General features: G+C 65.3%; 10 protein-coding genes. 9 read left to right on the top strand and 1 reads right to left on the bottom strand.

Annotated features, from left to right (window positions below):
- Positions 1-45 precede the first annotated feature (45 nt).
- From O3298_RS05655 to O3298_RS05635, 5 genes are read left to right on the top strand one after another with little or no spacing between them, the layout of a single operon-like run.
- Positions 46-468 (top strand): response regulator, encoded by a 423-nt coding sequence (locus O3298_RS05655; protein ID WP_289913196.1) that lies wholly within the window; start codon positions 46-48, stop codon positions 466-468.
- A gap of 36 nt (positions 469-504) precedes the next feature.
- Positions 505-870, top strand: coding sequence for a PleD family two-component system response regulator (locus tag O3298_RS05650; RefSeq protein ID WP_077408483.1), 366 nt, complete (start codon positions 505-507; stop codon positions 868-870).
- A gap of 2 nt (positions 871-872) precedes the next feature.
- Complete coding sequence (locus tag O3298_RS05645; protein ID WP_305058725.1) at positions 873-1,502, top strand: chemotaxis protein CheW; 630 nt, start codon at positions 873-875, stop codon at positions 1,500-1,502.
- A complete protein-coding gene (locus O3298_RS05640; RefSeq protein WP_305058724.1) occupies positions 1,502-3,739 on the top strand; it encodes a methyl-accepting chemotaxis protein in 2,238 nt (745 codons plus the stop codon). Before O3298_RS05645 ends, O3298_RS05640 begins: the two co-directional genes overlap by 1 nt.
- 40 nt (positions 3,740-3,779) lie before the next feature.
- Positions 3,780-9,059, top strand: coding sequence for an Hpt domain-containing protein (locus O3298_RS05635; protein WP_305058723.1), 5,280 nt, complete (start codon positions 3,780-3,782; stop codon positions 9,057-9,059).
- A gap of 1 nt (position 9,060) precedes the next feature.
- Here O3298_RS05635 and O3298_RS05630 read toward each other — a convergent pair whose 3' ends face one another.
- Complete coding sequence (locus O3298_RS05630; RefSeq protein WP_305058722.1) at positions 9,061-10,524, bottom strand: deoxyribodipyrimidine photo-lyase; 1,464 nt, start codon at positions 10,522-10,524, stop codon at positions 9,061-9,063.
- Between the two features lie 442 nt (positions 10,525-10,966).
- Between O3298_RS05630 and O3298_RS05625 the strand changes: the two genes are divergently transcribed.
- The 4 genes from O3298_RS05625 to O3298_RS05610 are packed head-to-tail and all read left to right on the top strand — an operon-like array spanning position 10,967 to position 13,485.
- A complete protein-coding gene (locus O3298_RS05625; protein WP_034746689.1) occupies positions 10,967-11,569 on the top strand; it encodes a YqgE/AlgH family protein in 603 nt (200 codons plus the stop codon).
- Entirely contained in the window at positions 11,566-11,964 is a 399-nt protein-coding gene (ruvX, locus tag O3298_RS05620) for a Holliday junction resolvase RuvX (protein WP_223278885.1), read from the top strand. The genes O3298_RS05625 and ruvX overlap by 4 nt, the downstream gene beginning before the upstream one ends.
- A gap of 38 nt (positions 11,965-12,002) precedes the next feature.
- The gene (pyrR, locus tag O3298_RS05615; protein ID WP_305057446.1) at positions 12,003-12,527 is read left to right on the top strand and encodes a bifunctional pyr operon transcriptional regulator/uracil phosphoribosyltransferase PyrR; all 525 of its coding nucleotides are present in this window, start codon (positions 12,003-12,005) and stop codon (positions 12,525-12,527) included.
- Positions 12,520-13,485: an aspartate carbamoyltransferase catalytic subunit gene (locus tag O3298_RS05610; protein ID WP_034746695.1), complete on the top strand. Its 966-nt coding sequence runs from the start codon at positions 12,520-12,522 to the stop codon at positions 13,483-13,485. The genes pyrR and O3298_RS05610 overlap by 8 nt, the downstream gene beginning before the upstream one ends.
- Positions 13,486-13,498 lie beyond the last annotated feature (13 nt).

Here is a 13,498-nt window from a genome sequence, read left to right as displayed (position 1 = left end):
TCGCGGCAGCCTGTGCTATGGTATGAAAGATTGTCGAATAATCACATGACGCGTCCCTTTCTGCCCGAGGCGCCGGCTGATGCCGCATGCACCGGCATCACGATACTCGTCATCGACGACAGCGCGACGATACGCAGCGCGGCCGCGAAGATCCTGGGCGAGGCCGGTTATCGCGTGGTGGTGGCGGAAAACGGCTTCGAGGCCCTGGCAAAAATTGCCGACTGCCGGCCGGCGCTGATCGTGTGCGACATTGTGATGCCGCGCCTGGACGGCTACCGCACCTGCGCGCTGATCAAGGCCAGCGCGGCGCATCACGCCACGCCGGTGCTGATGCTGTCGTCGAAGGAGGGCCTGTTCGACCGCGCGCGCGGCGCCATGGCAGGCGCCAGCGCCTGCCTGGCCAAGCCGCTGGCGCGCGAGGCGCTGCTGGAGGCCGTGCGGCTGCACCTGGCCGGGCATTTTGAGTAAGTGGTTTTATTGATTGACAACGCAGCAAGGAAGCAGATGGCCATACACACAATTCTGATCGTCGACGACTCGCCGACAGAACGCTATTACCTGAGCGAGATCCTGGTGCGTGCCGGCTACGCCGTCCTCACGGCGCAGGACGGCGCCGACGCGCTGGCGCAACTCAAGCAGGCCAGGCCCGACCTGATCCTGATGGACGTGGTGATGCCCGGTGCGAATGGCTTCCAGATCACGCGCGCCATCGCGCGCGATCCCGAACTGCAGGACGTGCCGGTGATTATCTGCTCCAGCAAGAGCCAGGAAACGGACCGCATCTGGGGCTTGCGCCAGGGCGCGCGCGATTACCTGGTCAAGCCGGTGGTCGAAGCCGAGTTGCTGGCCAAGATCGCCGCGATTTCCTGAGCATGCAGACGATGCCAGGTCACGGCGTATCCACCGCGGCTTACCCGTCCGCCGCCATGCCATCTTTCGAGACGGGTGCGCGGCAGGGGCGCTTGCGCCAGTATCAGCTGCAATTGATCGAGCGGATACAGGCCGCGCGCAGCGGCGCACTGGCGGCGCGCAAGGAACTGGGCGTGATGCTCGGTGGCCGGCCGTGCCTGCTCGACCTGACGCAGCTCGGCGAAATCGTCATTGCCGCCGGTGTGCAGATCCAGGGCGTGCCGCTGGCGCAGGACTGGTACCTGGGCCTGGCGGCCATGCGCGGGCGTCTGACGGGGGTCGTCGACCTGGCCCGCTACATGGGCGAACCGGCTTGCGCGCCCGGCAATCACTGCCGCATCATCACCTTTTCTCCCCGCCTGGGCCTCAATTGCGCATTGCTGGTCGAACGCGTGCTGGGCTTGCGCCAGTTGCGCGCGATGCAGCCCGTGCAGGATGCGGCGCAGGGCGTGTTCCCATCGTGGGCGGCGCAGGCGCTGCGCGACAGCGAAGGACAGCAGTGGCTGCGCCTGGACCTGGCGCAGCTGGCGCAGTCGGCACGCTTCCTCGATGCCGGCTTTGACGGCCTCCCTGACCACAAGGATATTTGCTGATGGGTGCCCATTCCCCGATCCTGGCGGCCGGCTTGCCCGAAGCGCAGCACGCTCCGGAAGCGCCGACATCGACGGCCGACCTGCCGCTGCGCCTGCGCGACGCGCTGGGACGGCGCAAGTCGCTGGCCAGCGCGCCTGCCGGGGACTGGAAGCTGCCGCTGATCGGCCATTTTCCGCTGCAAAAACAATTGAGCATCCTGTCGACGGTGATGGCCCTGAGCCTGGCCGCCAGCCTGCTGTTCGTCGGGCTGAACACGCGCAGCGGCAATATTGCCTCGGCGCAGACGCAGCTGGCCAGCGATGCGCTGATGCATTCGCAGCGCATCGGCAAGGCTGCGCCGAACGCTGTGCAAGGCAATCCGGAAGCCTTCCGCCAGCTCGAGGAAAGCCGCAATGAACTGAATCAGGATTTCCGCCTGATGCTGCGCGGCGGTACGTATCACGGGCGCGATATCGGCGAGTCGCGTTCCGCCCTGTTGGCTGCGGTGGCCGACGCGCGCAAGAAGTGGGCCAGCAGCGACCGCGCGGCCAGCACCATCTTGCGCCTGAAACTGGAACTGGGCGAATTCGACAAGACCTTGCAGCAATTGAATGCGCTGTCGCCGGCGCTGCTGGCGCAGACCGAGGAAATTGCCGCGCTCAAGGTGCAGCGTGGCGGCAATGCGCGCGACCTGGCCGTCATCGGCCGCCTGATGATGCTGAGCCAGCGCATGAGCCGCAGCGCCAGCGAGTTCCTGTCGTCGGGCAGCATCAGCTCGGAAACGGCGTTCTCGCTGGGACGCGACACGACGTATTTCCGCACCGCCGTCGAAGGCTTGCTCAATGGCAGCGTGTCGCTGCAATTGGCGCCCACGCGCGACGCCGAACTGCGCGACCGGCTGGTGGCGCTGAAAGCCAGCTTCGACACTTACCAGAAGCTGGTTTCGTCGATACTCGATCGGCTCGATAAATTCAGCTCGGCGAAAAGCGCCGAACAGCTGATCTTCAACGAGAACGAAGACCTGCGCCAGCGTTTGACCCTGCTGCAGCAGATGTACCACGTGAACCAGGAAACCCTGGGCGTCGCCTTCTGGATGATGGTCGGCGGCGTGTTGCTGACCCTGATCGCGGCGGCCGGCATCGGCCGCGTGCTGCTGCAGGACTCCGTCAACCGCACGCGCGACGCCGAGCGGCGGCGCCAGGAAGCGGAAATCCAGCGCCTGCTGTCGCAGGAAAAGGAAGAGCAGGCCAAGGCCAAGAATGAGCAGAACCAGGCGGCCATCCTGCGCCTGATGAACGAATTGCAGAAGGTCGCCGATGGCGACCTGACGGTGCAGGCGACCGTCTCGGAAGACATCACGGGCGCCATCGCCGATTCCGTCAATTACACGGTCGAGGAATTGCGCGGCCTGGTGGGGCGGGTGACGGCAACGGCGGAACAGGTCAACCGCGCCTCGACGCAGGCGCAAAGCATCTCCAGCAAGCTGTTGATCGCGTCGCAGCAGCAGTCGCGCGAAATCCAGGGCGTCAGCGCCACCGTGGTCAAGATGGCCAATGCGATTACCGACGTGTCGAAATCGGCCAGTGTCTCGGCCGATGTGGCGCGCCAGTCGGTGGCGGCCGCGCAGCAGGGTTCGACGGCGGTGGAAAACGCCATCAAGGGCATGCATGAAATCCGCGAGCAGATCCAGGATACGTCCAAGCGCATCAAGCGCCTGGGCGAATCGTCGCAGGAAATCGGCGAAATCACCGAGCTCATTTCCGACATCACCGAGCAGACCAACGTACTGGCGCTGAACGCCGCCATCCAGGCGGCCTCGGCCGGCGAGGCGGGGCGCGGCTTTTCCGTCGTCGCCGAGGAAGTGCAGCGCCTGGCCGAACGCTCGGCCGCCGCCGCCAAGCAGATCGGCGCGCTGGTGCGCACCATCCAGGCCGATACCCAGGATGCGACGCGGGCGATGGAAACGTCCACGCAGGGCGTAGTCGAGGGCGCGCGCCTGTCCGACGCTGCCGGCGCGGCCTTGAACGATATCAGCCAGGTGTCGAAACACCTGGCTGAACTGATCCAGGGCATCTCGTTCGCCACCGGCACGCAGGCCGGTTCGGCCAGCGGCGTGGCCTTGAATATCCAGCATATCCTGAGCGTGACGGAGCAGACCCAGGATGGCACGCAGCAAACGGCGCAATCGATCCATAAACTGTCGATGCTGGCGCAGGAACTGAAAAATTCGGTGTCGCGCTTCCGCGTCGCCGCCTGAACGCCGCGCCAGTCCAGGCGATTTCCTTACCGAGGCATGCATGAGCACACCTGATAGTCCACTGCAGTCCAAGCCGTTCGACAGCGAACCTTTGTCGTGGGTGATGGTGGAAATCCGCGAAGCGCTGGGCCGCTCGAAAACAGCCCTGTTCGAGGCGGGTGGCCGCGAGCGCGAGGAACGCGCCACGGCCCTGCAGCATGCGCGCTCGCATCTGCACCAGGCACATGGCGCACTGGTGATGGTCGACGTGGCCGGCGCCAGCCTGCTGACGGACGGCGCGGAGCAAGCGCTTTCGCGCTTTCGCGACGGCAGCCTCGAATACACCCTGGACCATGCGCAAGTCGTCGCCGAACTGTATCAGGCCCTGACCGAATACCTGGAAGACCTGGTGGCTGGCACGCCGCCGCAGCCGACGCGCTTGTTCCCCTACTACCGTGACCTGCAAACCATGCTGGGCGCCGAGCGCATCCACCCGGCCGACCTGTTCTTTCCGCCAGCGTCGGTGCTGGAAGGGCATGCGATCGCGCTGGCGGACGCGCCCCCGGTAGCCGATTATCCGGCCTGGCGCGGGCGCTTTGAAAAGTCCCTGCTGCCCTTCCTGAAGGCGCAGGATGACGCGGTGCGGCTCCAGCATGCAAGCGACTTGCACGCCACCCTGACCCTGGTGGCCGATGCGCAGCAGGAAGCGCCGGCGCGCACCTTCTGGTTCGCCATGCAGGCGTTTGCCGGGCTGGCGGCCAGCGGCGAGGGCATGGGTACGCTCAACGTCAAACAGTTGTTCGGCCTGATCAATCTGCAGTTGCGCCGCCTGGCGCAGGGCACGGCCAGCCTGCCCGAAGCGATGCTGCGCGACGCCCTGTTCTTCATTGCCGCCGCCACCGAGTCGACGCCGGAGGCGCGCCAGCTGCGTGCCGCCTTCGCCCTGGACGGGCAGGTGCCCGCCGACGTGGAAACGCGGCGCTACGGCCAGGTCGACCAGGAGGTCCTGCAAGGCGCCCGCACGGCACTGGCGCAGGCGCGTGCCAGCTGGAGCCGCCTGGCGCAAGCCGACCTCGATCCTGCCCTGGGCACGGATTTTGACGCCTCGCTGCAACAGGTGGCCGCGCATGCGGAGTCCCTGAAGCAGCCGGCCCTGGCCAGCCTGTTGCGCGAATGCGCGGCCGTGGCGCGGCAAGCCGTGGCCAGCGGACGCAGTGCGGCCCTGGAAAATGAAATCGGCATGACGCTGCTGTTTGCCGACACGGGCCTAGAGCAGGTGCGCCGCCTGCCCGACGATTTCGCCGGCAATGCGGAAACCATCGCCGCGCGCCTGCAGGCGCTGCTGGCTGGCGAAGCGCCGCCGCCCGTCACAGCGGGCGAGCTGTCGCGCCAAATCGAACAGGGGCAGACGGTGGCCGCGCTGGCCGAGGAAATGAAGACGGGCCTGCGCCAGGTGGAAAAGGTGCTCAATGCGTACTACGCGGATGCAGCGGGGGCGAAGGCGGGGGCACTCGATGGCGTCGCGCCCTTGCTGGAGCAGTTGCAGCAGCAGTTGGCCGGGCTGGAACAGGAAGAGGCGCGCGCCGCCGTGCTGCAGGTCGATGCGGCCGTGCGGCAGCTGGCCGATGGCGACGCCAATGCGGACGCCAAGGCGGAGGCGCTCGACGAGATCGCACAAAATATCAGCGCGCTGGGATTTTTTGTCGATATGTTGGGCCGTAACGCGCAGGCGGCCAGCGGGCGTTTCCATTTCGACGCGGCCGCCGGCGCCTTCCGCGCCCTGCCATTTGAAAAAGTCGCCGCCGCCGGCGCCGTGCCCGTACCCTTGCTCGACCAGGCCCTGGCGCCCGCCGCGCCTGCCAGCATGGATGCCGCGCCGGCAGTGACCGATGTCGATGCGGAGATGCTCGACATCTTCATCGCCGAAGCGCGCGAAGTGCTGGCCTTTATCGACACCACCCTGGCCCTGCCGCGCGAGCAAGCCGCCAGCGGCGACCACCTGGCCATGCTGCGCCGCTCGTTCCACACCCTGAAGGGCAGCAGCCGCATGATCGGCCTGGCGCAGTTTGCCGAAGCGGCCGGCGCCATCGAGCGCGTCATGAATACCTGGCTGGCCGAAGCGCGACCCGTCAGCGACGATCTGTTTACCCTGCTGAATTACGGCTGGTACCAGCTCAGCGAATGGGTGGCGGAACTGGAAGGCGGGGCAGGGCGAGAGCGCGAGGCCGGCATGCTGCTGGCGGCAGCCGAGCGCGTGCGCGAAGGAGGTCCGTTCGAATTGCGCAAGCCGCGCCCGGCCGCGCCCGTGGCCGGCAACGGCAATGTGATCGGCCTTCCCTTGGCCACTGCGCCCGCGCTCCACGAGGCGCCGGACGATCACCTCAAGCACGTGGGCGAACTGCGCATCAGCCTTCCCTTGTACAACATCTACCTGGCCGAGACGGATGAATTGCTGCGCGTGCTCACGCGCGACTTCGGCGAATGGCGTCATGAGCAGCGCGCCGTCAGCGCGGAAGCGCTGCAAGCCGTGCATACCCTGGCGGGGACGTCGGGCACGGTCGGCTTCCAGTCCCTGCGCGACCTGGCGCACGCGCTCGAGACGGTGATCGAAACGGTGGTGCCGCCGCTGGCCGGCCTGCGCGCCGAACAGCACGACGTGCTGGAGCAGGCCACGCAGCGCATCGGGCAAATGCTGCAGGCGTTTGCGCTGGGCGATCTGGCGCCAACGCAGCCGGACATGATCGAAGCGCTCAACACCCTGTGGCGCGCCCTGACGGCGGCGCCTGGCGAGAGCAAGGAAGAGCGGCTCGACGCCATGTTTGCGGCCGCTTACGCCAGCATCGTCGGCGCACCGGCGCACCCTGCGGAAGCGCTGCCCGACGCGCTGGCCGAGGTTCCTGTGCCGCAGCTCGAGACCCTGTTCGAGGCGACGTATGCGAGCATCGTCGCCGACGCGCTGCAGCCGGCTGCTGCCGAAGTACCTCTGCCAGCGCCGGTGCAGGACAGCGGCGCCAGCGATGACCTGTTCGACGCCGGTTTCGAACATGCGCCGCCATTGGAGCACGCGGCGCCGGAAGCGCCGGCGCCTGCCATCATGCCAGCCGATGCGGCCGCGCTGCTGGCGGCCAGCGCTGGCATCAGCGATGAACTTGACCTCGATTTATTGTCCGTCTTCCTGGAAGAGGGCGCCGACCTGCTGCCGCAGATCGGCGAGGCGCTGCGCAGCTGGCAGCAGCAGGCGCACGACAGCGGCCAGGCACAGATGCTGTTGCGCACCCTGCATACGGTCAAGGGCAGCGCACGCATGGCCGGCGCCATGCGCCTGGGCCAGCATGCGCATGAAATCGAGACGCATATCGAAAACATGCTGCATGCGGGCACGGCCACGCCGCAGGCTTTCGAGGAATTGCTGGCCCATTACGACCATGCGTTGCACCTGTTCGAGCAGTTGCAGCAGCCCTTGCTGCCCTTGCCGGGCATGGAAGACACGCCGATCGCCGAACCGAAGGCGGCCCTGGTGCGCGTGCGCGCCGATATTCTCGACCGCCTGGTGAACCAGGCAGGCGAAGTGTCGATCACGCGCTCGAAGATGGAAAATGAAGTTGGTGTGCTGTGCGCCTCGCTGTCCGAGTTTTCCGATAATCTGGCGCGCTTGCGGCGCCAGCTGCGCGAAGTGGAAATGCAGGCCGAATCGCAGATTGCCTCGCGCATGGCCGTCGGCAGCGAGCGCGATTTCGACCCGCTCGAATTCGACCGCTTTACGCGCTTGCAGGAACTCACGCGCATGATGGCCGAAAGCGTCAACGACGTGGCCTCCTTCCATGAAAACCTCAGCCACAGCGTCGACGCGGTGACGGACGACCTGGTGCTGCAGGCGCGGCTGACGCGCGAGCTGCAGCGCGACCTGATGCAGATCCGTATGGTACCGTTTGCCAGCATCGCCGAACGCCTGTTCCGCGTGGCGCGGCAAAGCGCCAAGGAAGTCGACAAGCGCGTCAATCTCGACATCCGCGGCGGCGGCGTGGAAATCGACCGCAGCGTGCTCGAACGCATGGCTGCTCCGTTCGAACACCTGCTGCGTAACGCCATCGTGCACGGCGTCGAGCCGCGCGACGCGCGCCTGGTTGCGGGCAAGAGCGAAACGGGCGAGCTGCTGGTGCAGGTCAGTCAGCAGGGCAACGAAGTGGCGATCGCCTTTTCCGACGATGGCGCGGGGCTGGATATGGAACGCATCCGCGCCAAGGCGCACGGCGCCGGCCTGCTGACGACGGACGCGCCATTGACCGACGCGCAGGCGGCCGAGCTGATTTTCACACCGGGTTTTTCCACCGCCGACAGCCTGACGGAATTGGCCGGACGCGGTTTTGGCATGGACATCGTGCGCTCCGAAGCGCTGGCGCTGGGCGGGCGCGTGGAAACGCTGACGCAGGCGGGCCTGGGCATGCGCTTCACCATCCACCTGCCGCTGACCCTGGCCGTCACCCAGGTGGTGCTGCTGGCGGCGAACGGCAAGACGTATGCCTTGCCATCGGTGCTGGTGGAGCAGGTGCTGCACCTGAAAGGCGAGCAGCTGGAGCAGGTGCGGGCGGCCGGGTGCATCGAATCGCACGGGCAGTCGCTGGCGCTGCACCACCTGTCGGCCATGCTGGGCGAGACGCCGGCGGCGCAGGCCACGCAGCGCTATGCGCCCGTGCTGTTGCTGAGGAATGGCAATGACAGGCTGGCCTTGCAGGTCGATGACGTGCTGGGTAACCGCGAAGTCGTGGTCAAGCACGTGGGTCCGCAACTGGCGCGCATGCCGGGCATTGCCGGTGCCACGGTGCTGGGCACGGGCGACATCGTGCTGATCCTGAACCCCGTGGCGCTGGCGCAGCACCTCGAGCACCATCCGGAACTGCTGTCGCAATATGCGCTGGCCAGCCGCGAGCAGCATGCCGTTTCCAGCGCGCTGGCCGCGCCTGTTGTGCGCGTGATGGTGGTCGACGATTCGCTGACGGTGCGCCGCGTGATGCAGCGCCTGTTCGAGCGCGAAGGCTACCAGGTGCTGCTGGCCAAGGATGGCGTCGATGCGCTGGAGCAGTTGCATGCGCTGGAGCCGGCTGCCATGCCGGCCCTGCTGCTGGTCGACGTGGAGATGCCGCGCATGGATGGTTTTGATTTGACGCGTAATGTGCGCAGCGACGACAAGACGCGCGCCATCCCCGTCATCATGATCACTTCGCGCAGCGCCGACAAGCACCGCGCACATGCGTTCGAGCTGGGCGTGAATGCGTATTTCGGCAAGCCGTTCCAGGAAGAGGAATTGCTGGCGGAAGTGGGGCGCTTGTTGACCGAATCTTGACCTACGCCACCACCTTCACCACGGCATAACGCTCCAGGGTCTCCTTGCGCGCCTCGTCGTGCTGCACCAGCGGTTCCGGATAGTCGCGCCCCAGCACGATGTTTTTTTGCTCGAGCAGCATGCGCGGCACCAGCCAGGGTGCGTGGATTTCCTTGTCGCCCAGCGCCTTCAGCTGCGGCAGATAGCGGCGGATGAAGCGCCCGCTGGCATCGAATTTTTCCGATTGCGTGATCGGATTGAAGATGCGGAAGTAGGGCTGGGCGTCGCAGCCGGACGACGAAGCCCATTGCCAGCCGCCGTTGTTCGACGCCAGGTCGAAGTCATTGAGGTGCAGCGCGAAATACGCTTCGCCGCGGCGCCAGTCGATACCCAGGTCCTTGATCAGGAAGCAGGCCGTGACCATGCGCAGGCGGTTGTGCATATAGCCCGTCTGGTTCAGCTGCGCCATCGCCGCGTCCACCAGTGGATAGCCGGTGCGCCCCTCGCACCAGGCGGCAAAGGCGGCATCGGCTTCGGGACCCGTTTCCCAGGCGATGGCGTCGTAGGCCGGCTTGAAGGCGCCGCCTTCCACGTGCGGGTTCTGGTACAAAATCATGGCGTAGAAATCGCGCCAGATCAGTTCGGCCAGCCACACGGGCGCACCATCGCCGCCACCGCCCCTGTCCATCAGGTCGACGATGGTGCGCACCAGGTAGCGCAGCGACACGGTGCCGAAGCGCAGATGCATGGACAGGTAGGACGGCCCCTTCAAGGCGGGAAAATCTCGCGCCACGTCGTAGCGGGCCACGCGCGGCAGGAAGTCCTCGAACAGCGTGCTGGCACCCGACATGCCGGTGGGAATGGCCAGCTCGGCCAGGTTGCTCGGTTCGAAACCCAGCTCGCCCAAGGTGGGCAGGGGCACCGGCGCGCCGGCGCGCGGCGGCGCCAGGCTGGCCGCATGCGGCTCGATAGCGAATGGCGCCAGGCAGCCGGGTTCCGCGCGCATTTTCTTCAGCCAGGCATTCTTGTACGGCGTGTAGACGGTATACGGCTTGGCCGAGAGCGTCAGCACTTCATCCTTTTCAAAGATCACCTGGTCCTTGAAACTGAACCACAGGCGCGCATCGCGCGTGAGCGCGGCGGCCACCGTGGCGTCGCGCGCGATGGCTTGCGGTTCGTAGTCGTGGTTGGCAAAGACGGCGTCGGCGTTCAATTCGGCGGCCAGGCGCGGGATGGCCTCGGCCGCGTCCGCGTGCAGCACGATCAGGTCGCCGCCCAGCTGGCGCAGCTCGCCAGCGAGTTCGGCCACGCTGGCATGGATGAAGTCGACCCGCCGGTCGTGGCGCGGCAGGGCCGCCAGGATGGCGGTGTCGTACACGAAGACGCAATGCACGGCCTGGCTCTGGCACAGGGCGTGATGCAGTGCAGCATGATCAAACGCGCGCAGATCGCGCCGGAACCACACCAGGGAAGTCTTGATTGTCATTATTTCGCGTGTTCAGGGTCAAAGATAGGCCATTTTTTGCCGCCAACGGGGCTTTATCGCCGCTCGGGTCGCGCCTTTGGCGTCGCTGCGGCGGCAATTCAGTGTAAACTACCGGGTATGTTCGTGGTGCTTTATGTGCGACAGCGATTTTGCAATCAATTTTACAATTGGCATTGAAATGCGCTTGCAGGGAAAGCGACGTTTCCTATCAAGCAAGTCACTCAGCGTGCAGGATGTCGCCGCATGGCACAGCGAATTGATAACTAATTTATAACATAGCAAGAATAGCGCCTGGCAACACGGTTCCCGCCGCCCAGCATTCGCGGCAGGATGTGCCAGGCGTACGATAGCGGGGTAAGCGAGACTTGCCAGCAAGCCCACAGAGAGAGCATCGCGTATGAAAAAGAGTAAAATCGACCAGACTCTACCAGGACATCGTCTGATGCAGGGTGTGGGAGAGCCGGCCGCGACCGGTTCCTCCACCCTGAATCTGGCCAACCATTTCCTGATTGCGATGCCGGCCATGCAAGATCCGATCTTCGGCGGCACGGTCGTGTACGTGTGTGAACATAACGAAAACGGCGTGCTGGGCGTCGTCATCAACAAGCCCACCGACATGACCATGGAAGTGCTGTTCGACCGCATCGACCTGAAACTGGCGGCCGGCAGCGACACGCCCATCATCAACGAACCGATCATGTTTGGCGGCCCGGTGCAGGACGACCGCGGCTTCGTGCTGCATACGCCGGGCGCGCGCTATTCCTCGTCGCTGACGGTGACCGATGAAGTGGCGTTTACCACCTCGATCGACGTGCTCGAAGCCGTCGCCAAGGGCGATGGCCCCGAGCGCATGCTGGTCTCGATCGGCTACTCGGGCTGGAGCCCGGGCCAGCTGGAAGACGAGATCGGCCGCAACGGCTGGCTGACGGTGGGCGCCTCGGCCGACATCCTGTTCGATTTCCCCATCGAGCAGCGCTACGTGGCGGCCATCAAGTTGCTCGGTATCGATCCGCTCATGCTCGCCAGCGAGGCTGGCCACGCATGAGCGGTGACGCCATCGACACCATCCTCGCCTTCGATTTCGGCTTGAAACGCATCGGCGTGGCCATCGGCAATACCATGATTTGCCAGGCCAAGCCGCTCAGCGTGATCACGGCCACGGCGAATGAGCCGAAGTTTGCCGCCATCGATAGCCTGATCAAGGAGTGGGGCGCGAGCCGCATCGTAGTGGGCTTGCCCAGCCATCCAGATGGCACGGAACACGAAATGAGCGCGCGCTGCCGCCGTTTCGCCAACCAGGTGCATGGCCGCTTCAACCTGCCGGTGGAACTGGTCGACGAGCGTTATTCATCGGCCGTCATCGCCGCCAAGCGCGGTGAAGTCATCGATGACCGCGCCGCCGCCATCATCCTGCAACAGTATTTCGACGCGAATTATTAATCTGACCTTTGACCCATTCCTGAATGATCAAGAACCCTATGCCGCATCCTACGAATCCTTCCCAACTCGACGCCGAGGCCCTGTACGCGGTCTTGCTGCAACAGGTGCAGAGCGGCCTGGCGGGCATCCCCAACGTGGCCATCGTCGGCATCCATTCGGGCGGCGCCTGGCTGGCTGAACGCCTGGCGCGCGACCTGAACCTGCTCGACCGCCTGGGCGTGCTCGATGTCTCGTTCTACCGCGACGACTTCGCCCAGAAGGGTCTGCATGCCGACGTCAAGCCGACGCAAATCAGCTTTGACGTGGCCGGCGCCACCATCCTGCTGGTCGACGACGTGCTGTACACGGGCCGCACCACGCGCGCGGCCATCAACGAATTGTTCGACTATGGCCGCCCGGCGAAGATCATGCTGGCCGCCCTGGTCGACCGCGGTGAACGCCAGCTGCCGGTGGCCGCCGATTTCGTGGCCGCCTTCACTGCCGTGCCGCCGGGCCAGGCCCTGGTCCTGAAGCAAGCCAACGATGGAAAATTCACGCTCACCATAGATACCCACCATGCTTAATCCGCAACTGAATAAACACGGCGAACTGCAACATTTGCTGACGATTGAAGGCTTGCCGAAGTCTATCGTCAACCACATCCTCGATACCGCTTCCTCGTTCGTCGGCATCTCCGACCGCGATGTGAAAAAGGTGCCGCTGATGCGCGGCAAGAGCGTTTTCAACCTGTTCTTTGAAAACTCCACACGCACCCGCACCACCTTCGAGATCGCGTCAAAAAGGCTGTCGGCCGACGTCATCAACCTGAACATCCAGGCGTCGTCGGCCAGCAAGGGCGAGTCCCTGCTCGACACCATCGACAACCTGTCGGCCATGCATGCTGACATGTTCGTCGTGCGCCATGCGCAGTCGGGCGCACCCTACCTGATCGCCAAGCACCTGATCGACACGAAGCAGCCGCACGTCCACGTGGTCAACGCGGGCGATGGACGCCACGCGCACCCGACCCAGGGTTTGCTCGACATGTACACGATCCGCCACTACAAGAAGGATTTCACCAACCTGACGGTGGCCATCGTGGGCGACATTCTGCACAGCCGCGTGGCCCGTTCCGACATCCACGCGCTGACCACCCTGGGCGTGCCGGAAGTGCGCGCCATCGGCCCGCATACCCTACTGCCGGGCGGCCTGGAACAGATGGGCGTGCGCACCTTCACCAACATGGATGAAGGCCTCAAAGGCGTCGACGTGATCATCATGCTGCGCCTGCAGAATGAACGCATGAGCGGCGCGCTGCTGCCGTCGGCGCAGGAATATTTCAAGAGCTATGGCTTGACGCCCGAGCGCCTGGCGCTGGCAAAACCGGACGCCATCGTCATGCATCCGGGCCCGATGAACCGCGGCGTGGAGATCGATTCGGCCGTGGCCGACGGTCCGCAGGCGGTGATTCTGCCGCAGGTGACGTTCGGTATCGCCGTGCGCATGGCGGTGATGAGTATTTTGGCTGGTAATCAGGGCTGATAGCCCAAGGACG

Origin of the sequence: Janthinobacterium sp. SUN137, assembly GCF_030587265.1 — a bacterium.
In the GTDB taxonomy this organism is placed as follows: Bacteria; Pseudomonadota; Gammaproteobacteria; order Burkholderiales; family Burkholderiaceae_D; genus Janthinobacterium; species Janthinobacterium kumbetense.
This window is presented reverse-complemented; position numbering and strand designations above follow the sequence as displayed.